Annotated in this window: 22 protein-coding genes; 16 read left to right on the plus strand and 6 right to left on the minus strand. The window is 69.2% G+C overall.

Going from position 1 to position 22,865, the window contains the following annotated elements; genetic code table 11:
• Window positions 1–11: 11 nt before the first annotated feature.
• The 3 genes from B5Y19_RS13440 to B5Y19_RS13450 all read left to right on the plus strand — a co-directional run bounded on the left by B5Y19_RS13440 (window position 12) and on the right by B5Y19_RS13450 (window position 2,724).
• The gene (locus B5Y19_RS13440) at window positions 12–1,394 is read left to right on the plus strand and encodes a leucyl aminopeptidase family protein (protein ID WP_055726633.1); all 1,383 of its coding nucleotides are present in this window, start codon (window positions 12–14) and stop codon (window positions 1,392–1,394) included.
• A gap of 80 nt (window positions 1,395–1,474) precedes the next feature.
• A complete protein-coding gene (locus tag B5Y19_RS13445; RefSeq protein ID WP_055726634.1) occupies window positions 1,475–1,828 on the plus strand; it encodes a MarR family winged helix-turn-helix transcriptional regulator in 354 nt (117 codons plus the stop codon).
• A gap of 41 nt (window positions 1,829–1,869) precedes the next feature.
• Window positions 1,870–2,724, plus strand: a complete 855-nt coding sequence (locus tag B5Y19_RS13450; protein ID WP_055726635.1) for a C40 family peptidase — start codon at window positions 1,870–1,872, stop codon at window positions 2,722–2,724.
• A 9-nt stretch (window positions 2,725–2,733) separates the two neighbouring features.
• Here B5Y19_RS13450 and mutS read toward each other — a convergent pair whose 3' ends face one another.
• Entirely contained in the window at window positions 2,734–5,454 is a 2,721-nt protein-coding gene (mutS, locus tag B5Y19_RS13455; RefSeq protein WP_176168623.1) for a DNA mismatch repair protein MutS, read from the minus strand.
• Between the two features lie 103 nt (window positions 5,455–5,557).
• Here mutS and B5Y19_RS13460 point away from each other — a divergent pair, with 103 nt between their 5' ends.
• Complete coding sequence (locus B5Y19_RS13460; RefSeq protein ID WP_176168624.1) at window positions 5,558–7,384, plus strand: methyl-accepting chemotaxis protein; 1,827 nt, start codon at window positions 5,558–5,560, stop codon at window positions 7,382–7,384.
• Between the two features lie 125 nt (window positions 7,385–7,509).
• Entirely contained in the window at window positions 7,510–9,795 is a 2,286-nt protein-coding gene (locus tag B5Y19_RS13465) for an NADP-dependent malic enzyme (protein WP_055726638.1), read from the plus strand.
• Window positions 9,796–9,928: 133 nt separating this feature from the next.
• Here the strand turns inward: B5Y19_RS13465 and B5Y19_RS13470 are convergent, their stop codons facing one another.
• Window positions 9,929–10,231 carry a hypothetical protein gene (locus B5Y19_RS13470; RefSeq protein ID WP_055726639.1) on the minus strand — a complete coding sequence of 101 codons (303 nt, stop codon included), beginning with the start codon at window positions 10,229–10,231 and terminating at the stop codon, window positions 9,929–9,931.
• A gap of 147 nt (window positions 10,232–10,378) precedes the next feature.
• Between B5Y19_RS13470 and B5Y19_RS13475 the strand changes: the two genes are divergently transcribed.
• The 3 genes from B5Y19_RS13475 (at window position 10,379) to B5Y19_RS13485 (ending at window position 13,963) form a co-directional block, all read left to right on the plus strand.
• Window positions 10,379–12,205 carry an ABC transporter ATP-binding protein/permease gene (locus B5Y19_RS13475; RefSeq protein ID WP_079591593.1) on the plus strand — a complete coding sequence of 609 codons (1,827 nt, stop codon included), beginning with the start codon at window positions 10,379–10,381 and terminating at the stop codon, window positions 12,203–12,205.
• 14 nt (window positions 12,206–12,219) lie between these two features.
• The gene (locus tag B5Y19_RS13480; RefSeq protein WP_197282388.1) at window positions 12,220–12,786 is read left to right on the plus strand and encodes a hypothetical protein; all 567 of its coding nucleotides are present in this window, start codon (window positions 12,220–12,222) and stop codon (window positions 12,784–12,786) included.
• 229 nt (window positions 12,787–13,015) lie between these two features.
• A complete protein-coding gene (locus B5Y19_RS13485; protein WP_055726641.1) occupies window positions 13,016–13,963 on the plus strand; it encodes a lysylphosphatidylglycerol synthase domain-containing protein in 948 nt (315 codons plus the stop codon).
• A gap of 5 nt (window positions 13,964–13,968) precedes the next feature.
• On the opposite strand, the gene B5Y19_RS13490 is transcribed toward B5Y19_RS13485, so the two are convergent.
• A complete protein-coding gene (locus B5Y19_RS13490; RefSeq protein WP_139384386.1) occupies window positions 13,969–14,727 on the minus strand; it encodes a hypothetical protein in 759 nt (252 codons plus the stop codon).
• A gap of 122 nt (window positions 14,728–14,849) precedes the next feature.
• Between B5Y19_RS13490 and B5Y19_RS13495 the strand changes: the two genes are divergently transcribed.
• Window positions 14,850–15,485 carry a glutathione S-transferase family protein gene (locus tag B5Y19_RS13495; protein ID WP_055726664.1) on the plus strand — a complete coding sequence of 212 codons (636 nt, stop codon included), beginning with the start codon at window positions 14,850–14,852 and terminating at the stop codon, window positions 15,483–15,485.
• Between the two features lie 139 nt (window positions 15,486–15,624).
• Window positions 15,625–16,863 (plus strand): multidrug effflux MFS transporter, encoded by a 1,239-nt coding sequence (locus B5Y19_RS13500; RefSeq protein ID WP_244555585.1) that lies wholly within the window; start codon window positions 15,625–15,627, stop codon window positions 16,861–16,863.
• A 135-nt stretch (window positions 16,864–16,998) separates the two neighbouring features.
• Here B5Y19_RS13500 and B5Y19_RS26460 read toward each other — a convergent pair whose 3' ends face one another.
• On the minus strand, window positions 16,999–17,208 hold the full coding sequence (locus tag B5Y19_RS26460) for a cold-shock protein (protein ID WP_055726643.1): 210 nt from the start codon (window positions 17,206–17,208) through the stop codon (window positions 16,999–17,001).
• Between the two features lie 277 nt (window positions 17,209–17,485).
• On the opposite strand from B5Y19_RS26460, the gene B5Y19_RS13510 reads away from it, so the two are divergent.
• Together B5Y19_RS13510 and B5Y19_RS13515 are read left to right on the plus strand one after the other, a co-directional pair.
• Window positions 17,486–18,172, plus strand: a complete 687-nt coding sequence (locus B5Y19_RS13510) for a fumarylacetoacetate hydrolase family protein (protein WP_055726644.1) — start codon at window positions 17,486–17,488, stop codon at window positions 18,170–18,172.
• 26 nt (window positions 18,173–18,198) lie between these two features.
• Window positions 18,199–19,128: a dihydrodipicolinate synthase family protein gene (locus B5Y19_RS13515; protein ID WP_055726645.1), complete on the plus strand. Its 930-nt coding sequence runs from the start codon at window positions 18,199–18,201 to the stop codon at window positions 19,126–19,128.
• Window positions 19,129–19,248: 120 nt separating this feature from the next.
• Here the strand turns inward: B5Y19_RS13515 and B5Y19_RS13520 are convergent, their stop codons facing one another.
• Both B5Y19_RS13520 and B5Y19_RS13525 read right to left on the minus strand, forming a co-directional pair.
• On the minus strand, window positions 19,249–19,731 hold the full coding sequence (locus B5Y19_RS13520; RefSeq protein WP_055726646.1) for a copper chaperone PCu(A)C: 483 nt from the start codon (window positions 19,729–19,731) through the stop codon (window positions 19,249–19,251).
• Window positions 19,732–19,840: 109 nt separating this feature from the next.
• The gene (locus tag B5Y19_RS13525; protein ID WP_055726647.1) at window positions 19,841–20,218 is read right to left on the minus strand and encodes a hypothetical protein; all 378 of its coding nucleotides are present in this window, start codon (window positions 20,216–20,218) and stop codon (window positions 19,841–19,843) included.
• A gap of 415 nt (window positions 20,219–20,633) precedes the next feature.
• On the opposite strand from B5Y19_RS13525, the gene B5Y19_RS13530 reads away from it, so the two are divergent.
• Genes B5Y19_RS13530 through B5Y19_RS13540 form a run of 4 tightly spaced genes read left to right on the plus strand, consistent with a single transcriptional unit; the run spans window position 20,634 to window position 22,829 of the window.
• Window positions 20,634–20,882 (plus strand): hypothetical protein, encoded by a 249-nt coding sequence (locus tag B5Y19_RS13530; protein ID WP_055726648.1) that lies wholly within the window; start codon window positions 20,634–20,636, stop codon window positions 20,880–20,882.
• Between the two features lie 7 nt (window positions 20,883–20,889).
• The gene (locus B5Y19_RS26115; RefSeq protein ID WP_156367000.1) at window positions 20,890–21,060 is read left to right on the plus strand and encodes a hypothetical protein; all 171 of its coding nucleotides are present in this window, start codon (window positions 20,890–20,892) and stop codon (window positions 21,058–21,060) included.
• Window positions 21,061–21,067: 7 nt separating this feature from the next.
• On the plus strand, window positions 21,068–22,174 hold the full coding sequence (locus B5Y19_RS13535; protein WP_079591612.1) for a methionine ABC transporter ATP-binding protein: 1,107 nt from the start codon (window positions 21,068–21,070) through the stop codon (window positions 22,172–22,174).
• Window positions 22,164–22,829 carry a methionine ABC transporter permease gene (locus tag B5Y19_RS13540; RefSeq protein ID WP_055726650.1) on the plus strand — a complete coding sequence of 222 codons (666 nt, stop codon included), beginning with the start codon at window positions 22,164–22,166 and terminating at the stop codon, window positions 22,827–22,829. The genes B5Y19_RS13535 and B5Y19_RS13540 overlap by 11 nt, the downstream gene beginning before the upstream one ends.
• Window positions 22,830–22,865 lie beyond the last annotated feature (36 nt).

A 22,865-nucleotide genomic window follows, 5' to 3' on the forward strand; every position in this document is an offset into this window, starting at 1 on the left:
CGGCCGCCCCCGTGAACAGCCTCCTGACCTCCGCCTCCGATGCCGCCGTTCCGGTTCATGTCGTCTCCGGCGAGACCTGGCCGGCCCTGCAGGAACGCCTGTCCCCACCCCATCGCAACTTCGCCCTCGCGCAAGGCTTTGCCGCTCGCGCCGGCCAGCACTGCCTGCTGCCGGACGCGGATGGCGCGCTCGCCTGCGTGCTCATCGGCCTCGAGCCCGCGCGCCGGCGGCGCGATCCCTTCGCCCCGGCGCGACTGGCCGCCCTGCTGCCGGCCGGCGACTACCGGCTGGAAGGCGAGATCGACGATCCGGCCGCGGCCGCGCTCGGCTGGCTGCTGCAGGGCTACCGCTTCGACCGCTATCGCAAGCCGCCTCCGCCCCGCGCGCGCCTGTCGCTGCCCGACGATGTCGACGGCGCCGAGACCAGCCTGATCGCGGAATCGGCGATGCTCGCCCGCGATCTCGTCAACACCCCGGCCAACGAGCTTGGACCCGGCGAAATCGAGGCGGCGATCCGCGGGCTCGCCGCCGAATGCGGCGCGACGGTCGCCAGCATCGTCGGGGACGAGCTCATCGCCCGGAACTTCCCGATGATCCATGCCGTCGGCCGCGCCTCGCCGCGGGCGCCGCGGCTCGTCGACCTGGTCTGGGGCGACCCGGCCCACCCCAAGGTCACGCTCGTCGGCAAGGGCGTCGCCTTCGACACCGGCGGCCTGAACCTCAAGCCCGACGCCGCGATGCTGCTGATGAAGAAGGACATGGGCGGGGCGGCGGCCGCGATCGCGGCGGCGCGCATGATCATGCTGGCACAGCTGCCGGTGCGGCTGCGGCTCCTGGTGCCCGCGGTGGAGAACGCCGTCGCGGGCAATGCCTTCCGCCCCGGCGACGTGCTGGCGAGCCGCAAGGGCCTTTCCGTCGAGATCGGCAACACCGACGCCGAGGGCCGGCTGATCCTGGCCGATGCGCTGGCACTCGCCGACGAGGAGGCGCCGGAGCTGCTGGTCGATTTCGCCACGCTGACCGGCGCGGCGCGCACCGCGCTGGGGCCGGACCTGCCTCCGTTCTACACCCATGACGAGGGGCTCGCCGACGAGATCGCGCGGATCGGCCTGGCGGTGAACGACCCGGTCTGGCGGCTGCCGCTCTGGCCGGCCTATGACGGGCTGCTCGAATCCAAGATCGCCGATGTGAACCATATCTCGAGCGGCGGCATGGCGGGCTCGGTCACGGCGGCGCTCTTCCTCAACCGCTTCGTCGAGAAGACGCAATCCTACGCCCATTTCGACATCTATGCCTGGAACCCGGCCGCCAAGCCGGGGCGGCCGGAGGGCGGGGAGTGCCAGGGCGCGCGGCTGATCCATGCGCTGGTGAAGCAGCTCTATCCGCGCGGTTAAGGCTGATCGGCGAAGGCGATTGCAGCGCGGCTGCCGGAGGATAATGATACGGGTCCGTAACGATCGGGAACCGCGCATTCATGCCCCTCGAGATCAGGCCTTCGCAGGCACTCAGACTGTGGCGGCAGGTGCATCTCGATCTGGTGCGGGACGACGAGGCCGACCTCTCGGCGCGCCAGACGGCGATCCTGCTCACGGTCTATCTCGAATTGCCGCCGCATACGGTGCGGGGCCTCGCCCAGCAGCTCGGCGTGACCAAGCCGGTGATCACCCGCGCCCTCGACACGCTCGGCAAGCTCGGGCTCCTGACCCGCAAGCGCGACGAGGCCGACCGGCGCAATGTCGTCATCCAGCGCACCGTCGCCGGGGCGCTCGCGGTCGAGCGGCTCGCCGATCTGGTGACGGAGCATGCCAAGGAGATCGGCGGTAGCTGACGGCCCTCCCGGCCCGCAGCGCGCCGCGCTAGATTGCACCCATGACGATTCTCGACCGCCGCATCACGCCGTTCCGTCCGGATCTCGCCGCGCGCCATCTGGCGGGACAGGTCGAGGCACCCCGCTTCGCCGACCCGCAGCCGATGCGCGTCGTGGCGCCCTCCGCGCCGCTGCGCCGCGAGCCGCGGCCGGACGCGGCGCTCGACACCGAGGCGCTCGCCGGAGAGCTGGTGCAGGTCTATGAGCGCGAGGAAGGCTGGGCCTGGGTCCAGCTCCAGACGGACGGCTATGTCGGCTACCTACCCGATGACGCGTTACGCCCCGGCCGGCCCGAGCCGACGCACCGGATCGGCGCTCTCAGAACCTTCGTCTATCCCGGCCCCTCGATCAAACTGCCGCCTCTGGCTGCGCTCTCGCTGACCGCAGCCGTCGCCGTGGCGGAGGAGAAGGGCGATTTCGCCGTCCTCGCCGATGGCGGCCACGTCTTCCTCAAACACCTGGTGCCCCTCGACCAGCACGAGCCCGATTTCGTCGCCGTCGCCGAGCGCTTCATCGGCGTGCCCTATCTCTGGGGCGGCAAGACCAGCCTCGGGCTGGACTGCTCGGGGCTGACGCAGCTCGCACTCGCCGCGGCCGGCATCGCCTCGCCGCGCGACTCCGACATGCTGGAGGCGGCACTCGGCCGCCCCATCGAGATCCGCGAGGATCTGTCGGGGCTTCAGCGCGGCGATCTGGTATTCTGGAAGGGCCATGTCGGCATCCTGACCGACCCGGCAACGCTGCTGCACGCCAATGGCTACTCGATGACGGTCTTGCGCGAGCCGCTGCGGGAAGCGCGAGACCGCATCCGCGACAAGAGCTTCGGCGCGATCACCAGTATCAGGCGGCTGGGATAGCGCAGACCCTCAAGCCATTCCCTTCAGCCGGTAGAGCGCTTCCAGCGCCTCGCGCGGGGACATTTCGTCCGGGTCGATCCCGGCCAGCGCCTCGCGCAGGTCATCCGGCTCGTCGTCGGCGGCGGCCGCCACAGGACGGCGCAGCGGCGCGGCGAAGAGCGGCAGATCGTCGACCAGCGAGGCGACCGGCTTCTCGCGCTCGGTCTTCTCCAGCTCGCCGAGGATCGCCCGCGCCCGCTCTACCACCGCCGGCGGCAGGCCGGCGAGCTTGGCGACCTGGATGCCGTAGGAGCGGTCGGCCGCGCCGGCCACGACCTCGTGCAGGAAGACGACCTCGCCCTTCCATTCGGTGACGCGGACGGTGGCGTTGGCGACGCGATCGAGTCGGTCTCCCAGCGCCGTCAGCTCGTGATAATGCGTGGCGAACAGGCTGCGGCAGCGATTGACCTCGTGCAGGTGCTCGATCGCGGCCCAGGCGATGGAGAGGCCGTCGAAGGTGGCGGTGCCCCGCCCGATCTCGTCGAGGATGACGAGCGCGCGCGGGCCGGCCTGGTTCAGGATCGCGGCGGTCTCGACCATCTCGACCATGAAGGTCGAGCGGCCGCGCGCGAGATCGTCGGCGGCGCCGACGCGCGAGAACAACCGGTCGACCACGCCGATATGGGCGCTCGCCGCCGGCACGAAGGAACCCATCTGGGCCAATACGGCGATCAGCGCGTTCTGGCGCAGGAAGGTCGACTTACCGGCCATGTTCGGGCCGGTGATCAGGCAGATGCGCCCGCCCTTCGCCTCGCTGCCGGGCGGCGACAATTCGGTGTCGTTGGCGACGAAGGGCTTGCCGTCGCGCTTCAGCGCCGCCTCGACCACGGGATGGCGGCCGCGCTCGATCGCGAAGGCTGCGCCGCCATCGACCTGCGGGCGGCTCCAGCCCTCGCGGGCGGCGAGATCGGCGAGGGCTGCGGCGACGTCGAGCTCGGCCAGCGCCAGCGCGACGGCCTTGATCGGCTCAGCCTCGGCCAGCACCGCGTCGCTCAGCGCGGCGAAGATGGCGAGTTCGAGCTTCAATGCCCGGTCGGCCGCAGAGGCGATCTTGGCTTCGAGCTCGCCGAGTTCGAGCGAGGAGAAGCGCATCGCGTCGGACATGGTCTGGCGATGGACGAAGGTGGCGCGCCAGGGCTCCTTCAGGAATTCCTCGCCGATCGCCTGCGGCACCTCGACGAAATAGCCGAGCATGGCGTTGTGCTTGATCCGCAGCGTGCGGCAGCCGGTCTCGGCGGCATAGCGCGCCTGGAGCTGGGCGATCACCTTGCGCGAATCGACCTGCAGCAGCCGCAATTCGTCGAGCGCCGGTTCATGCCCCTCGCGCACGAAGCGGCCGTCGCGGCGATTGAGCGGCAGTTCCTCCGCCAGCGCCGCATCGAGGCGAACCGGCAGGTCCGGGTCGCTTTCGCCCAGCGCCCGCATGGCGCGGGCCAGCTCCTCCGGCAGGTCGCCGCGCCGCACCAGCAGGGCGGCGATGGCGCGGGCGGCGTCGAGTCCGGCCCCCAGCGCGGCGAGGTCGCGCGGGCCGCCGCGGTCGAGCGAAAGCCGCGCCAGGGCGCGGGCGACATCCGGCACCCGTTCGAGGGCTCGGCGCAGATCCTCGCGCAGGGCGCCGTCCGCCACCAGGAAAGCGACGGCGTCGTGCCGCGCCGCGATCGCCACGGGATCGGTCAGCGGTCCGGCGAGGCGTTCCGCCAGCAGGCGAGCCCCGCCCGGCGTCACGGTGCGGTCTATGGTCGCGAGCAGGCTGCCCTGGCGCTCGCCGCCCAGCGTGCGGGTCAATTCGAGATTGGCGCGCGTGGCGGCGTCGATCAGCATCGTCGCCGAGCCCGCATCCCGCACCGGCGGCGACAAGGGTGGCCGCGCACCGAGCTGGGTGCGCTCGACATAGGCCAGCGCGGCCCCCGCCGCCGCGATCTCGGCCCGGCTGAAGGCACCGAAGGCGTCGAGCGTGGCGACGCCGAAGAACTCCTTCAGGCGCCGTTCGGCCGAAGCGGCATCGAGGCCCTCGCGGGCGAGCGGGGTGACCGGCACGGCGATCTCGCGCCAGAACTCCTTGAGCTCCGGATCGTCATGGATCGCGTCCGGGCAGACGATCTCGCGCGGCTCCAGCCGCGAGAACTCGATGGCGAGCCGCTCCTGCGCGGTCTCCATCACGGTGAAGCGGCCGGTCGAGATGTCGATGGCGGCGAGACCGTAGAGCGACGCCGTCTCACCCGTCTTCCGCCGGGCGACCGCGACCAGAAGGCTCGCGCGGCCGGGTTCGAGCAGCCGTTCCTCGGTGATCGTGCCGGGCGTGACGAGGCGCACGACATCGCGCTTGACCACGGATTTGGCGCCGCGCTTCTTGGCCTCGGCCGGGTCCTCGGTCTGCTCGCAGACGGCGACGCGATGACCGGCGGCGATCAGCCGCTGGAGATAGTCGTCGGCGCGATCGACGGGCACGCCGCACATCGGGATATCGTCGCCCTGATGCTTGCCGCGCTTGGTCAGAACGATGCCGAGCGTGCGCGAGGCGATCTCGGCATCGGCGAAGAACAGCTCGTAGAAATCGCCCATCCGGTAGAACAGCAGGCTGTCCGGATTGGCGGCCTTGATCTCGATGTACTGCGCCATCATCGGCGTGACGCGCTCGGCGGCGGCCGGCGCGGCGGAACGGGCGACTTCGGTGGGAGAAGAGTGACGCATCGGGCCGCACGCTAGCAAAAAGCGCCGCCGAGGCCATCCGTTAGGAGGGCTTTCAACAATTGAAAGCATGGTCGCCCGGCCGAATCGGCAGAAGGTTCCGACATTGCTCCTGATAAATCTGGCCGAAAGCCTGTTCTTCCTGCTCCTGGCCGGATTGCTGCTGACAGTCGCCATGTCGCGGATCGGCGAGCGGCCGTGGCTGCGGCAGATCGTCGTCGGCGTGCTGTTCGCGACCGGCGCGCTGGTCAGCATGGGCAACCCCTTCCAGATCGTCCCTGGGCTCGTCGTCGATTCGCGCAACAGCTTCGCCATCCTGGCCGGCCCGATCGGCGGCCCGGTCGCTTCGCTCCTGACGGCCGCCCCGCTCGTCGTGATGCGCTATCTCGACGGCGGCGTCGGCATGGTCACCGGCATCACCGGAATCGTCGTGCGCGCCGCGATCGGCATCGCCTATGCCTTCTGGCTGAGCCGCCGGCGGCGCCCCCTCGGCATCGGCGATCTCGCAGCCCTGAGCGCGCTCGACGCGCTCTGCCTGCTCGTCTCGGTCAGCCTGATCCCCGGAGAGGCCGGTGCACGCTTCCTGCGCGAGGCCGTGCCGGTGATGATCCTGGTCGGCACGGTCGGCATCTTCCTGACCGGCATGGTGATCATCAACGACAATGAGAAGCGGGAGACCGCCTATCGGCTGCGCACGCTGATCGACCGCGCCCCCGGCACGCTCTACCAGCGGATCGTGCGGCCGGACGGCACCATGACCTATCGGTTCGCCTCCTTCGCCATCGACAAGCTGCTCGGCATCACCAAGGAACAGGTCGAGCGGGACCCGGAAGCCTGGCTTGGCAAGCTGCTGCCCCAGGACAGGGCCCGCTTCGAGCAATTGCGGCGCGAGCAGCAGGAAACTCAGACGCTCTGGCGCTTCGAAGGGCGCTATCTCGCCCCCGGCGGCGACATCGTCTGGCTGCGCAGCGAATCGACCAAGCGCCGGCTCGCCGACGGCACGCTGGTCTGGGACGGCATCCTGCTCGACATCACGCCCGAGAAGACGCTGGAAACGCGCCGGGCGGAGATCGAGACCCTGCGCAAGGCCGCGCTGAACGAGCTCGCCAGCGATCTCGAACGCACCGTCGGCAAGGCGCTGGCCGATGTCGGCACCTCGATGCGCGGCATGCACGAGGCCGCAAGCCAGATGGTCGACAGCGCCAACAAGACGACCCTGCGCGCCGAGGGCGTGACCCAGGAAGCCGGCAGCGCCTCACAACGCGTCGGCTCCGTGGCGGTGGCGGCGGAGGAGATCGACGCCTCGATCCGGGAGCTGACGCGCCAGACCAGCCATGCCGACGAGACCGTGCGCGCCGCGGCAAGCTATGTGCGCAGCACCCGCCGGGACGTGGCCGGGCTGACGGAAGCGGCCGACAAGGTCCGGGCCGTGCTCGACTTCATCGAGGAGATCGCGGCGCGCACCAATCTGCTGGCGCTCAATGCCACGATCGAAGCGGCGCGCGCCGGCGCAGCCGGGCGCGGCTTCGCCGTGGTCGCGGGCGAGGTCAAGACGCTTGCCGAGCAGACCCAGAAGGCGACGCGCGACATCGCCGAGACCCTGGCCGAGATCCGCGGCGCCGCCGCGACCGCCTTCGAGGCGGTCGCGCATATCGAAGGCACGATGACGACGATCGAGCAGACGTCCGGCGTCATCGCCGCCGTCGTCAGCCGGCAGGCCGACATCGCCTCGACCATCGCCGCCGACGCGCAGGCGGTGGCGCTCAACGCCGACGCGGTCACCGCCAATGTCGGCGCCGTCGGCACGGAGGCGCGGATTACCGGCGATGCCGCGATCCTCGTGGCGGAAGCCGCCCGCAAGGTGGACGAGCAGACCGAGGCGCTCGACCGCTATGTCGGCGAGTTCGTCCATAGCGTCCGCAACCGCTTCTAGTCCCGAAGGCGCCCGATCTCCCGCGTTCCGGCAAGAGTTCTGTGAAGCAGTCGCCGCTTGTGATCTCGGCGCGGCGCCGTATGGTCAGTTCCCCCGTGAGGAAACGCACAAGAAAAGCCGCAGCGATGAACGACCGTCCGACGACCAAGAGAGCCCGCCCGACCTTCACGGACCAGGAGGCGCTGCTGTTCCACTCGCAGGGGCGCCCCGGCAAGCTGGAGGTGGTGCCGACCAAGCCGATGGCGACGCAGCGCGACCTCTCCCTCGCCTATTCGCCGGGCGTGGCCGTGCCGGTGCTGGCGATCGCCGAGGACCCGTCGCGCGCCTATGACTACACGACCCGCTCGAACCTCGTCGCGGTGATCTCGAACGGCACCGCGATCCTCGGGCTTGGCAATCTCGGCGCGCTCGCCTCGAAGCCGGTGATGGAAGGCAAGTCCGTCCTGTTCAAGCGCTTCGCCGATGTCGACTCGATCGACCTCGAGGTCGACACCGAGGATCCGGAGAAGTTCATCGACGCCGTGCGCTATCTCGGCCCGTCCTTCGGCGGCATCAACCTCGAGGACATCAAGGCGCCGGAGTGCTTCATCATCGAGCAGCGCCTGCGCGAGCTGATGGATATCCCCGTCTTCCATGACGACCAGCACGGCACCGCCATCATCGCCGCCGCCGGCCTGATCAACGCGCTGGACCTGACCGGCCGCGACATCAAGTCGACCCGGCTGGTGATCAACGGCGCCGGTGCCGCTGCCATCGCCTGCATCGAGCTGCTGAAGGCGATGGGCTTCAAGCCCGACAACGTCATCCTCTGCGACACCAAGGGCGTGATCTACCAGGGCCGGACCGAGGGCATGAACCAGTGGAAATCGGCCCATGCGGCCGTCACCGACCGGCGCACCCTGGCCCAGGCGCTCGAAGGGGCAGACGCCTTCTTCGGCCTGTCGCAAAAGGGGGCGGTGACGCCCGAGATGGTCGCCGCGATGGCTCCGAACCCGATCATCTTCGCCATGGCCAATCCCGATCCGGAGATCACGCCGGAGGAAGTCCACGCCATCCGCGACGACGCCATCATGGCGACAGGCCGCTCGGACTACCCCAACCAGGTCAACAACGTCCTCGGTTTTCCCTTCATCTTCCGCGGCGCGCTCGACGTGCGGGCGACGACGATCAACATGGAGATGAAGATCGCCGCTGCGGAATCGCTGGCGATGCTCGCCCGCGAGGACGTGCCGGACGAGGTCGCCGCCGCCTATCAGGGCGCGCGCCCGCGCTATGGCAAGGACTACATCATCCCGGTGCCCTTCGATCCGCGCCTGATCCATGTCGTGCCGATGGCCGTCGCCAAGGCCGCGATGGATTCCGGCGTCGCCGGCAAGCCGATCGTCGACACCACCGCCTACAAGGCGCAGCTCTCGGCCAGGCGCGACCCGATCGCCGGCACGCTCAACCGGATCTTCGAGCGCGTGCGGCGCTATCCCAAGCGCGTCGTCTTCGCCGAGGGCGAGGAGGAGCAGGTCATCCGCGCCGCCGCCTCCTTCGTGGGGCAGGGTCTGGGCCAGGCGATCCTGGTCGGACGCGAGGACCGCATCACCGAGGTTGCGACCTTCCTCGGCGTCGACCTCGAGGCCAAGGGCATCTCGATCCAGAACGCCCGCCTCTCGCACCGCAACAGCGTCTATGCGCAGTATCTCTACGAGCGCCTGCAGCGGCAGGGCTACCTGTTCCGCGACTGCCAGCGCCTGATCAACCAGGACCGCAACCATTTCGCCGCGGCGATGGTCGCGCTCGGCGACGCCGACGCGATGGTGACGGGCGTCACCCGCAACTATTCGATCGCGCTGGAGGAAGTCCGCCGTGTCATCGACGAGAAGCCGGGGCACCGGCTGATCGGCGTCTCGATCGTGATCTCGCGCGACCGCACCGTGCTGGTCGCCGACACCGCCATCACCGAGATGCCGACCGCCAAGCAACTCTCCGAGATCGCGATCGAAGCCGCGGGCGTCGGCCGGCGGCTCGGCTACGAGCCCAAGGTCGCGATGCTCGCCTTCTCGACCTTCGGCCACCCGGCGGGAGAGCGCTCCGACAAGGTCCGCGAGGCCGTCGCGCTGCTCGACAACCAGCGCGTCGACTTCGAATATGACGGCGAGATGGCGGCCGATGTGGCGCTCAACCGCGAGGTGATGAGCCAGTATCCGTTCTGCCGCCTGTCGGGCCCCGCCAATGTCCTGGTGATGCCCGCCTTCCACTCGGCCTCGATCTCGACCAAGCTGCTGCAGGAACTCGGCGGCGCCACCGTCATCGGGCCGCTGATCGTGGGCCTCGACAAGCCGGTCCAGATCGTGCCGCTCGGCGCCAAGGATTCCGACATCGTCAACATGGCCGCGCTCGCCGCCTTCAACATCGGCGGCTGAGCCCCAAACCACGGATGTCGCCGATCCCGCCGTCATGCTAGCCCTCGTGGCGAGCATGACGGCTTGACCGCGGCATTCGACCGGCGAAGCGAAGACGTGGATGGTCGGGACAGGCCCGACCATAACGGAGGCGTCAGGACGCATCCTTCCGACGCGTCTCGGCCGTCTTCTTCGCCGAAGCGGATCGTTCCGCTTTCGGCCGGGCGACAGAAGCGGCGCCGCCGAGCTTGCCACCGCGCCGTGCCGAGGCGTTGGTGCCCGGCTTGCCGCCGCCGGAACCGGACTTGTTGCCGCCGCCGCTGTCCCCGTTGACGGTCGCCCAGGCGCGGCGCCCGGCTTCGTCATGCGCGACGCCGCGGGCCTCGTCGCCCTCCTCGATATGCCCGGCCTTGCGCTTCTGCCTGTCGGTGTAGGCGGATTCGTCGCCAGGCGGCATGGGTTCTCCCTCTCGCCTTGGCTGGAGGACACCTGCCCGCAGCGGCTGCTCCCGGCAGGTTCGCCTCGTTCAGCCTGAGTTCATTTTGGCGCGGTCAGCTTCGCCGTGGGAGACCGGAAAACCGGCCCCAGGGGGACAATCGTAACCGTGCCGACGCCCGACGACATGCCAGGCGTGAGATCGGCCGTGCCGGGAGACCGGCAGGTGGCGGTGCATTTCGCGCGCCTGACCGCGGGCTTCTGGCGCGGCGAGAGCGCCGGCCGCGCCTGGTTCTGGACGCTGCTGCTGGCCGCCGGGATCATTCTTTCCGTCTTCGCGAATGTCACGGTGAACCGCTGGAACGGCTGGTTTTTCGATGCGCTCGAGCGCAAGGACGGCCATAGCGCGCTCGTCGCCATGGCTGTATTCCCGGTGCTCGTTCTCGTCGTGGCGGGGCTGGGCGTCGTCATCCTGCGGGCGCGCGAGACCTTTCAGGTGCATTGGCGGCAATGGCTGACCGCCAGGCTGGCCGATGGCTGGATCGGCGAGCGGCGCTTCTTCCGCCTCGGTCTCACCCCGCATGAGCCCGCCAATCCCGAATACCGCATCGCCGACGACGTCCGCTGGGCGACGGAGCCGGTGGTCGATTTCGCGATCGGCCTGCTCTCCTCGGTCATCACCATCGCGATCTTCATCGAGATCCTCTGGGAGATCGGCGGCAGCCTGAACCTGTCCTGGGGCGGCAAGACCATCGCCATCCCCGCCTATCTGGTGCTCGCGGCCATCCTCTACGCCGTTCTGGTCTCGATCCTGGTCACGACCGTCGGGCGGCGACTACCCGGGCTGATCGCAGCGCGCAACGAGAGCGAGGCGGGCCTGCGCTTCGCGCTGATGCGCATCCGCGACCATGGCGAATCGATCGCGCTTGCCCGGACGGAGACCGGGGAGCGCCAGGCCGTCGCCCGCAGCCATGACGTGCTGGTGCGGCGCTGGCTGGCGATGATCCGGCAGCGGGCGCGGCTGACCTGGATCACCAATGGCAGCGGCGCGCTGGTGCCGGTCGTGCCGCTGCTGCTGGCGGCGCCGAAATATCTGGCCGGCGAAATGACGCTCGGCGGGGTCGTCCAGGTCGCCGCCGCCTTCGTCGCCGTGCAGAACGCCTGCAACTGGCTGCTCGACAATTTCATGCGCATCGCCGAATGGCTCGCCGCCGCCCGGCGCGTCAACGAGCTGGCCGATGCGCTGGCCGGCATCGAAACGCTACCGCCGCAACCGGCGCTCGGCATCGGCTTCACATCGGACGGGTCGCTCGGCCTGGAAGCCGTGACCCTGCATGACGGCGCCGGGCTGCCCCTTGCCGCGGGGCTCGACCTCGTCCTGCCGGCCGGCGCGACGCTCCATGTCGTCGGCGATGCCGGCTTCGCCAAGAACACGCTGCTGCAGGCCATCGCCGGGCTCTGGCAGCTGGGAGAAGGAACGATCGCCTTGCCGCGCGAGGCGCGCATCGCCGTGGTGCCGCAACATCTGCAGCTGCCACGAACGAGCTTGCGCCAGCTCCTCCAGGGCGACCGGCCGCGACCGGCGCCGGATATCGCCGCGGCCCTGCGCCGCTACGGGCTGGCGACCCTGACCGCCCAGCTCGAGAGCGAGGACGACTGGAACAAGGCGCTGACGCGGGCCGAGCGGCAACGGCTCGCTTTGACCAGGGTGGAGCTCGGCGGGGCCGAGGTGGTGCTGCTCGACGAGGCGACGAATGCGCTCGAAGCCGAGACGGCGAGCGATCTCCTGGCCGAGCTCCGCGCGGCGCTGCCGCAGGCGGTGATCATCGCCTTCGGACAATCGCCGGGCTTCGCCGAGGTCGCCAGCCACCAGATCGTGCTGCGCCGCATCGCCGGCGTCGCCCGCATCGTCGAACGCGATGGCTTCGTCGAGTCCCGCACCGGCGCACCCGCCGAAGCGCTCTGGACCAGCTTCGCCCACGAACACCAGCCATAATGAGGAGAGACGCCGTGAAGATGAATATCTGGGACGCCTTCTGGGGCCTCGAAGTCGAGCAGTGCCCCTGCGACGTGCATTTCGTCGAATGGCTCGAGCAGGAAGGCCTCAGCCGGCGGCGAATCTACCATTTCGGTACGGGCGGGCATCACTATGTCGGCCTGCGCTGCGCCGAGCCTCATCTCGACAACACCGTGCTCGGCATCACCGCCGCACCGAAGGAGTATGAGTCCTTCATCGCGCTCGCGACCGACAATCCGCGCGTGACGCACAGCTACAGCGCCTATTTCGGCGACATCTACACCAGCAATCCCCGGCTGCTGCCGCGCTTCGACATCGTGACGCTGTTCCACTCCTGCGAGTTCCGCAGCGAGGCGAACGACGCCTATGGCGCGCTGACCGACCGGCAGGTGATGGACCTGTTCACCGAACAGACGGACAAGGGCGGCTACATCCTGTTCTACAAGGGCTCCTTCGCCTACGGCACGGCCGAACCGATCATCGCGGAATGGGCCGAGCAGATGCCGGTCGAGGAGATCGCCGGCTTCAAGACGCTGCGGATCTTCCGCAAGCTGGCCTGAGGCGGCTCCGAGACGAGGCGCCGGCCGCGACCTGCCGGCGCCTCGTCCCTTCATCGGGCGCACCTCCCGCCGGTTCCCTCATGGGGCTCATTCGCCGCAGCGGCTTGTGCATCGCCACCGACGCGCTATCTCTCGGCCGGGGCGCGTTCGCGCTCTCTTGCCCGTATCCCGCCGCCGCAACCGGGGCGCACAACCCAGAGAGCGCATGTCGTTCCCGCACGAGCCAGGAGTGCCCCTGCGCAGGCGCAGCCGCTGGTGGTGGCTCGGCCCGCTGGCGAGCTTCGCCATCTTCGGCGCCTCGCTGGTCGTGCTCTGGCACATCATCAGCCAGATGGAGCCGGGCGAGCTCGCCGGTGCCTTCGCCAATGCTAGCCTGCGCCAGCTCGGCCTCGCAGCCGCCTTCACGGCACTGAGCTACCTGCTGCTCACCGGCTACGACGCGCTGGCGCTGCGCCGGCTCGGCCTGTCGATCCCCTATCGGACAACGGCCCTCGCTTCCTTCACCAGCTATTCGGTCTCGTTCACGCTGGGCTTCCCGATCGTGACCGGCGGCACCGTGCGCTACTGGATCTATTCCCCCAAGGGCGTGCGCGCCTCCGAGGTCGCGAGCCTGACGGTGATCGCCGGCCTGACCTTCTGGCTCGGCCTGGGCGCCATCCTCTGCGCAAGCCTGATCTATTCGGCCGATTCCGTGGCGCTGCTGGCGCGGACCTCGCCGCTCATCGTCCAGATCGTCGGCGGCCTCGTGGGACTGGGCATCGTCGGCTATCTCATTTGGATCGCGACCGACGAGCGCAGCCTGCGCGTGCGGGGCTGGAACCTGCACCTGCCGGGGCTGGGCACCACGCTCGGCCAGATGGCGCTGGGAGCCTGCGAGGTCTGCGCCGCGGCGGCGGTGCTCTTCGTGCTGCTGCCCGGCGGCTACAACCTCGAATACCCGACCTTCCTCGCGGCCTATATCTTCGCCTGCCTGATCGGCATCGCCAGCCACGCGCCGGGCGGGCTCGGCGTCTTCGAGGCGACGATGCTGGTCGCGCTCAACCGCTTCCCCTACGAGCAGGTCCTCGGGGCGCTGCTGATCTTCCGGGTGATCTACTACGTCCTGCCGTTCATCCTGGCGCTGGCTATGCTCGCGCTGAACGAGATCATCCGCCGGATCCGCCGACACGAGCCTTGAGGCCGCTACTTCACGGCGATGATGAGCAGCAGGAAGGCGAGCAGCAGCAGGAGCAGCCTGAAACTCCAGTTGAGCTTGCGCAGTTGTTCGAGCCCGTCCTCCCGCCAATCCTCCTCGGCCCCGGCCTCATGCGCCGCCGCCGGCGCGGGGGCCGCGGCGGCTTCGACGGTTGCCGAAGGCTCCGGTTTCGCCAGCGGCTGCCAGGCGATGCCGTCGATGAAGCCGCGTGCCGGCACGATGGCGCGCCCATCCGCCCCCGGTGCCAGATACCAGCCGAGGGGGCCGGCCTGTGGCGCGTCCCGGTCCTCCTCCCGCATCCAGAGATTCGTCGTCGCGCCGAGCGAGACCTCATCGGCGAGGCCGTTGAGCATGTCCGCCTTGAGCGCCTCGAAGACGGCAGGCGCCAGGAACGCCTCGGCGAACGGGGTCTCGGCGCCGTTCTCCTCGCGATAGCCGAGCATCAGCAGGAGGCGCGGCTGCTCGCTCGAGGCCGGCAGCGGGCGCAGGGTGAGGCCGACCGCGCCCACCTCGTCGTCGAAGCCGGCGCGCCGCAGCACGCCATCCGCCACCCGCGCCTCGGCAAGGATGCGCTGGCCATCCTCGAGGCGCCCGTCACGGCTCTCGAAGCCGCCGACGAAGCGCAGCCCCGCGGCCTTGAGCCGGAAGCGCCGGGCCGACCCCTGGACATAGCGGGCCGACGAGCCCTCGATTGCCATCCGCCCGTCGCCGAGGGACATGCTGCGCATTGCCGGTGATTCGTTCATGCTCCCGTCCTGTTTCGCGGCGAGGATAGCAGTTCGACCCGGCCTCGTCAGGCAAAGGGTACTGGCTGCACCGCGACGCCGTCGCAGCGATCGCAACGTCGAATTCGAAGGAGACAATGCTCATGACGGACGAGCTCGTCGTCTACACCAACCCGATGTCGCGCGGGCGCATCGCCCGCTGGATGCTGGAAGAGGTCGGCCGCCCCTATCGCGCCGAGATCCTCGGCTTCGGCGCGCCGATGAAGAGCGCCGCGTACAAGGCGCTCAACCCGATGGGCAAGGTGCCGACGCTCGTCCATGGCGATATGGTCGTGACCGAATGCGCGGCGATCTGCGCCTATCTGGCCGACGCCTTCCCCGAGGCCGGGCTGGCGCCCGATCGGAGCAGCCGCCTGCGCGGTCCTTATTACCGCTGGCTGTTCTTCAGCGCCGGGCCGCTCGAGGCGGCCGTCAGCAACAAGGCCTTCGGTCTCGAAGTTCCGCCGGACCGGGAGCGCGCCATCGGCTACGGGAACTTCGCCGATGCGATGGACACGCTGGAATATGCGGTCGGCCGGAACGAGTATCTCGTCGGCGATCGCTTCAGCGCCGCCGATGTCTATGTCGGCTCGCAGATCCTCTGGGGCCTGCAGTTCGGCTCGATCGAGAAACGGCCGGTCTTCGAGGCCTATGGCGCGCGGCTTGCCGCCAGGCCGGCGGCGAAGCGGGCGAACGAGATCGACAACGCGCTGATCGCCGAGATGCAGAAGGCCGGCTGAGCCGGGAGACGCGCCCGACGCATGGCGCATCGCCGGCAGGGCGGGTTGCCGCGCCCTGCCGGCAGGTCTAATGCTGCCGCCCGATCCCCGTCCGCCGCTGCCGCCCGAGCGCAGCCGCCGGCCAGCTTTCGCGATCGCCATGAACGACATGTCCGCAATCGCCCGGCCGCGCCACGGCATGGGCTTCTATCCCTTCGTGGGCCTGACCGCCGCTCTGATGGCGACGAATGCGCTCGCCATCGACTCCATGCTGCCGGCCCTGCCGCAGATGGCCGAGGCGCTCGGCATCGCCGAGGCCAACCAGCGCCAGTGGATCATCACCGCCTATCTGCTCGGCTTCGGCGTCTCGCAGATCTTCTACGGCACGATCTCGGATCGCTATGGACGCCGCCCGGTCCTGCTCGTCGGGCTCGCGATCTACGTTTTCGCCAGCGTCGTCGCCGCCTTCGCCGGCTCGTTCCAGGCGATGATGGCGGCGCGCGTCCTGCAGGGCATCGGCGCGGCGGCGACGCGCGTGCTCGTCGTCTCGATCGTGCGCGACTGCTATTCCGGCCGCGAGATGGCGCGCGTCATGTCGCTGGCCATGATCGTCTTCCTGGCCGTGCCGATCCTCGCCCCCTCGATCGGCCAGGCGATCCTCTGGGTCGCACCCTGGCGCTGGATCTTCGGCGTGCTGACCGCCTTCGGCGCCGCCGTCATGATCTGGGCGATGCTGAAGCTGCCGGAAACGCAGCATCCGGAGGATCGCAAGCCGATCGAACCGAAAAGCGTCGCCGCCGCCTTCCGCACCACGCTGACGAGCCGCATCGGCGTCGGCTACATGCTGGCCATGGCCTTCGTGCTCGGCGGGCTGTTCGGCTTCATCAATTCGGCGCAGCAGGTCTTCGTCGACGTCTTCCGGACGCCGGAGCTGTTCACCACCATCTTCGCGCTGATCGCCCTGTTCATGGCGGCGGCCTCGCTGCTCAACTCGCGCATCGTGGGCCGGCTCGGCATGCGCCGCGTCTCGCATGGCGCGCTCATCGGCTACATCGCGCTGACCGGCCTGCACGCAGCCATCGCGCTGGCCGGCCACGAGTCGCTGTGGAGCTTCGCGATCCTGCAGGGCGGAGCGATGTTCTGCTTCGGCCTGATCGGGCCGAATTTCGGCGCCATGGCGATGGAGCCGCTGGGCCATGTCGCGGGGACGGCTTCCTCGGTGCAGGGCTTCGTGACGACCGTGATCGGGGCGCTGCTCGGCTTCTATATCGGCCAGCACTTCGACGGCACGATCATTCCGCTGACGCTCGGCTTCGCGCTCTGCGGCCTCGCCGCGCTGGTGACCGTGCTGGTCGTCGAAGGGGGCCGGCTGTTCCACCCCGCCCCGGGCCGCGCCTGAGCCGCATCCGCCCCTCGGATCCGCCGCCTGCGGCGACGGGCATGCCTGGAATGCTCTTCAGTCCGGTCGGGGCGAAAGAGCTTCGCCTTGGCCCGGGAAAGCGCCGCCATCCGCCTTCCCGCTGTCGCGCGCGTCCTACGCGACCTTGAGGTTCACCGCGGCGTTCTTGCCGGTCTTGCGATCGGGCTCGAGGTCGTAGCTGACCTTCTGGCCTTCGTTCAGGCCGTGCAGACCCGCACGCGTCACCGCGCTGATATGGACGAAGACGTCACCGCCGCCCTGATCCGGCGTGATGAAGCCGTAGCCCTTGGTCTCGTTGAACCATTTCACGGTTCCAGTACTCACATGCCGTTCCTTCCGTAAGGCTTGCCGGAGCTGTCCGGCGCAGCACTGTAGGTGCCAAATCGCGCCGGTTGCAACGACGCGCCGCACAAACCCTGCCGCGCATGCGAAATGCCGGCCGGCAATGCCGCCCGCGCAGGCCAGTGCCGACGCAATCCGCTTGCGGTCGGCGCGCCGCTCCCGCATGAACGGCGAAAGCAAGCGATCGAGCGCTGCGCCAGAATGCGGTACCGGCTTTTTGCGCAGCGCTCCGAACTTTGAGAACCGAGGGAGCTGCGCCATGAGCAACTACGTGATCGATCCGCCGGCCATCACCGCCGTTCCGGTCGCGGGAGGCGGCTCCTTCCCGGTCCGGCGCATCTTCTGCGTTGGCCGCAACTATGCCGAGCACGCCCGCGAGATGGGGCACGACCCCGACCGCGAGGAACCGTTCTTCTTCACCAAGCCGGCCGATGCGCTGCTGATCAACGGCGCCGACATGCCCTACCCGGCCAAGACCAAGGACCTCCACCACGAGATGGAGCTGGTCGTGGCGATCGGCACCGGCGGCAAGGACATCCCCGAATCCGAGGCGCTCGCCCATGTCTATGGCTATGCCGCCGGCCTCGACATGACACGGCGCGACCTGCAGGCCGTGGCCAAGAAGGCGGGGCGGCCCTGGGACATGGCGAAGGGCTTCGACCTCTCCGGGCCGATCGGCGAGATCGTGCCGGCGAGCCATGCCGGCCATCCCAGCGCCGGCAAGATCGAACTCACCGTCAACGGCGTGGTGCGCCAGAGCTCCGACCTCGCCAAGCAGATCTGGAACGTCGAGGAGACGATCGCCTATCTCTCCGGCCTGGTCGAGCTGAAGCCCGGCGACCTGATCTTCACCGGCACGCCGGAAGGCGTGGCCGCCGTGGGCCAGGGCGACGTGCTCGAGGGCGAGATCGCCGGCGTCGGCACCGTCCGCACCCGCATCGTCTGATCCGACCGCAAGACAAGGACCGCATCATGCGCCTCACCCCCGACGCCTCGGGCGTCTTCCCGATCGCGCCGACGCCGTTCAATCCGGATGGCAGCGTCGACTGGACCTCGGCCGACCGGCTGTTCGAATTCTATCACGACATCGGCTCCGACGGCATCACCGTGCTCGGCATCATGGGCGAAGCGCCCAAGCTCGAGCCGGAGGAATCGGTCGGGCTCGTCAAGCGCGCGGTGGCGAAGATGGGCGGGAAGCCGATCATCGTCGGCGTCTCGGCGCCCGGCTTCGCAGCGATGCGCTCGCTCGCCCGGCAGGCAATGGATCTCGGCGCCGGCGGCGTGATGATCGCGCCGCCGCCCTCGCTGCGCACCGACGACCAGATCACCGGCTATTACGCCCAGGCGGTCGAAGCGATCGGGACCGACATCCCCTTCGTCATCCAGGACTACCCGCTGACGCTTTCGGTGGTGATGACACCGGCGGTGATCCGCAAGATCGTCATGGACAACCCATCCTGCGTGATGCTGAAGCATGAGGACTGGCCGGGGCTGGAGAAGATCTCGGCGCTGCGCAAGTTCCAGGCCGAGGGCTCGCTCAGGCCGATCTCGATCGTGACCGGCAATGGCGGCCTCTTCCTCGATTTCGAGATGGAGCGCGGCGCGGATGGCGCCAATACCGGCTATGCCTTCCCGGAGCTGCTGATCGACGTCGTCCGCCTGCAGAAGGCCGGCCAGCGCGACGCGGCGCACGACATCTTCGACGTGCATCTGCCGCTGATGCGCTACGAGCAGCAGCAGGGCGTGGGCCTCGCCGTGCGCAAATACACGCTGGCGAAGCGCGGCATCCTCAGCCATGACGCCCAGCGCAAGCCGGGCTCGGCTCTCAGCGCCGCGGCCAAGGCCGAGGTCGACTACCTGCTCGCCCGGATCGCCAAGCACGATCGCCGCGCGAAGATCTGAAGCGACGCCACCGTCATGCTCGCCCTCGTGGCGAGCATCCACGTCTTGAGCACGGCCTTCGACCAGCGAAGAGGTGGATGGTCGGGACAAGCCCGACCATGACGGCAGACGGCCTGGGGCTTAGTGCCCCTTGTGCTGGCCCTCGCCGCCGCCCTTGGCGGCGATCGAATCCACCTTGAACTCGACATCGACGCTGCCGGCCTTCTCGAAGGTCAGCGTGCCCTTCATCATCTCGCCCTGGTTCAGCTGCTGCTTCAGCTCCATGAACATGATGTGGTAGCCGCCGGGCTTGAACTCGACCTTGGCGCCGGCCGGGACCTCAACGCCCTGCTCCATCGGCCGCATGGTCATGACGCCATCCTTCACCGCCATCTCGTGGATCTCGGAGCGCGCCGCGAAGGGGACGGACACGGAGACGAGCCGGTCGGCGACCGCGCCGGTGTTCTCGATGCTGAGATAGCCGCCGCCGACCTTGGCGCCCGCCGGCGTGGCACGCGACCAGGGATGGCCGATCTTCAGCGGGCCCGCCTTGAACTCATGGGCGGAGGCGAAACCGGCCGAGAGCGCGAGCACGGCAGCCGCGAGCGAGTACGAAAGCTTCATGGTTGATATCCTGAACGGACGGGCCGCTGACGCAGCCTCGTGAGGGAATGCCACCGCTCCATGCTGGAGCGCACAGGCCGGAATTCGAGGGGATTGAAAGGCCGGAGGTTCAGCCGGCAGGCGGCGCGCGCGATTGCGCAAGCCCGGCGGCGAACCGATGCGGCAGCCCCTCGGCCAGCGCGAAAGACGAGGGCAGGCGGATGGCGAGCCGCCCCGGCTCGGGCGCGGCCTCGACCGGAGGGCCGGCGAAGACCGGATTGAGCGGGCAGCCCTTGCAATGGGCGAGATCGCCGAGAGGAACGGACTGACCGTCATCCGGAACGGGCGCGCCCGAGCAGAGCACGAAGCCGTCATGACCGCTCAGGGTCGCCAGCGCCGGAGCCGGCGCAAGCGCCAGGGCCAGCACGCACAGCGCATAGGCCGTCGCCAGCCAGACTCCGAGATCGGAGCGGCGAAGGCGGTCGAGAAAGGCGCCACGAGCCAGCATGGCCGCAGATGGCGCCGCTTCCGCAGCTTCGTCAAGCCGCGCATTGCCGCATCCTTGCCGGAGCGCAAAGAGCGTTCCGGAGAATATTCTTCTCCCGGCATTGGTTTCTTTAAAAGAACGAACCGGTTGACAAAGAGGACGCTTTTCGCCAGATTGCAGATCGTTCCCGGAGCAATCGGGGAGCCGCGGAGATTTGAGCGAGCAGCTTGCGCCGCGTCACCAAACGCTAAAGCGCCACGACTGGGTCGTGGGCTCCAGAACGAGGAGACTGACATGACCGTTGTGAAACCGAGCCGAAGCCAAGTCCGCTTCCGCCGAATGCCCTGCTGCTGTCGACGCTGAGATCGCAAGGCCGAAAGGCCGTCCCCATCCGATCGTTTCGACGAACGCCGCCTGAGCGGCCAAAGGCAGAGCCATGTCCCAGTTTCATTCCGTTCCCAGCCGGGCCCGCCCGGCGCAGCAGGCCTATGTCATCGAGCTCGGCGAGGCCCAGATCGGGCTCGTGAGCCGGCGCGCCGACGAGCGCGACTTCACCTTCGTCTCGGCCTCCGCCGCCTTCCGGGCTCTCGACGGCCAGCGCTTCGCCACGCCCGGCGCCGCCGAGGTCGCGGCACGCCGGCTCGTCCGCCCAGGGCGGCACGGGCCGCTGCCCCTGGCTTCGTGAGGCGGCGATGCGGTTCCTCCACGCCATCTGGCAGGATCTGACGGCCTGGTTCGCCCGGGCCGTGCCGGTGACGCTCGAATCCTACTACGGCGCGGGCGGCGAAGCCCGGCCCGTTCCGGTCCGCGACAGCCTGCATGAGCAGCCTGTCCCGCATTGGTCGTCCCACACGCATTTCTGAGGACATGATGAACGCCCCCGTCAGACCCGGCGCCTTGAGCGCCGGCGCCCTGCCCATTGCCCTTGCCGAACCCGCGATCCGCTTCGAGAAGGTGGGCAAGACCTATGCGGCGCGCAGCGGCCAGCAAGCCGTGAGCGCGCTCGCCGGCATCGATCTCTCCGTGCCCACCGGCAGCATCCTCGGCGTGATCGGCCGCTCCGGCGCCGGCAAGTCGACGTTGATCCGCCTCGTCAACGGCCTGGAGCGCGCCACCGACGGCCGCATCCTGATCCATGGCGAGGACGTCACGAAGCTGACCGAATCCGGCTGGCGTTCGCAGCGGCGCCGGATCGGCATGATCTTCCAGCACTTCAACCTGCTCTCCTCGCGCACCGTCTTCGACAATGTCGCGCTGCCGCTGGAGATCGCCGGCACGCCGCGCGCCGAAATCGCCGCCAAGGTCGAGCGGCTGCTCGCGCTCGTCGGCCTGGCCGACAAGAGCGAACGCTATCCGGCAGAACTCTCGGGCGGGCAGAAGCAGCGCGTCGGCATCGCCCGGGCGCTCGCCACGGACCCCAAGGTGCTGCTCTGCGACGAGGCCACCTCGGCGCTCGACCCCGAGACGACGCGCTCGATCCTGGCGCTGCTGCGCCAGGTCAACCGTGAGCTCGGCATCACCATCCTGCTGATCACCCACGAGATCCCGGTGATCAAGGAGATCTGCGACCGTGTCGCGGTGATCGAGGGCGGGCGGATCGTCGAGGAAGGCGAGACCTTCGCCGTCTTCACCGCCCCGCAGCATCCGACGACCGCGCGCTTCGTCGAGACCGTGACCGGCGTCGAGGTGCCCGAGCACCTCGCCAGCCGCCTGCGCACGGAAGCACGACCCGGCGACAGCCTGGTCCTGCGCATCACCTTCATCGGCGAGAACGCCACGGCCCCTGTGATCAGCCGGCTGAGCGCGATCGTCGGGATCGACGTCAACATCCTGGCCGGGCGGATCGACGCGATCGCCGGCCAGCCCTTCGGCAGCCTGCTGGTCTCGGTGCCCTCGCGCGCTCCGGAAAGCGAAGCGGTGCTCGGCGCCCTGAAGAGCCTCGGGCTCAAGGCGGAGGTGATCGGCCATGTCTCCTGAACTCATCCGCCTGATCTGGCAGTCGACGCTCGACACTCTGGTCATGGTCGCGGTCGCCGGCGGCATCGCGACGCTGCTGGGCCTGCCGCTCGGCGTCTTCCTTGCCACCAGCAAGCGCGGCGAGCTCTTTGCCGCGCCCGCCGCCAACGCCGTTCTGGGCGTGCTGGTCAACGCCACCCGCTCGACGCCCTTCATCATCCTGGTCGTCGCGATCATCCCGTTCACCCGGCTCGTCGCCGGCACCTCGATCGGTACCGCGGCCGCGATCGTGCCGCTGACCGTCGCCGCGACGCCCTTCATCGCGAGGCTGATCGAAGGCGCGGTGCGCGAGGTCGACCAGGGGCTGGTCGAGGCCGCGCGCGCCATGGGTGCCACGCCCGTCCAGATCGTGCGCAAGGTGCTGGTACCCGAGGCGCTGCCGGCGATCGTGCTCGGCCTGACGCTCGCTTTGGTCAGCCTGATCGGCTTCTCCGCCATGGTCGGCGCGGTCGGCGGCGGCGGGCTCGGCGATCTCGGCATCCGCTACGGCTACCAGCGCTTCATGCCCGATGTGATGGCGGTCGTCGTCGCCGTGCTCATCGTCCTCGTCCAGCTCGTCCAGAGCATCGGAGACCGCCTGGCGCGCCGCCTCAACAAGCGCCTGCGCCACGCCTGACCCGTCATCCCATCCGTTCAATCGAAGGAAACCGCA

The organism is Allobosea thiooxidans (genome assembly GCF_900168195.1).
Classification (GTDB): Bacteria; Pseudomonadota; Alphaproteobacteria; order Rhizobiales; family Beijerinckiaceae; genus Allobosea; species Allobosea thiooxidans.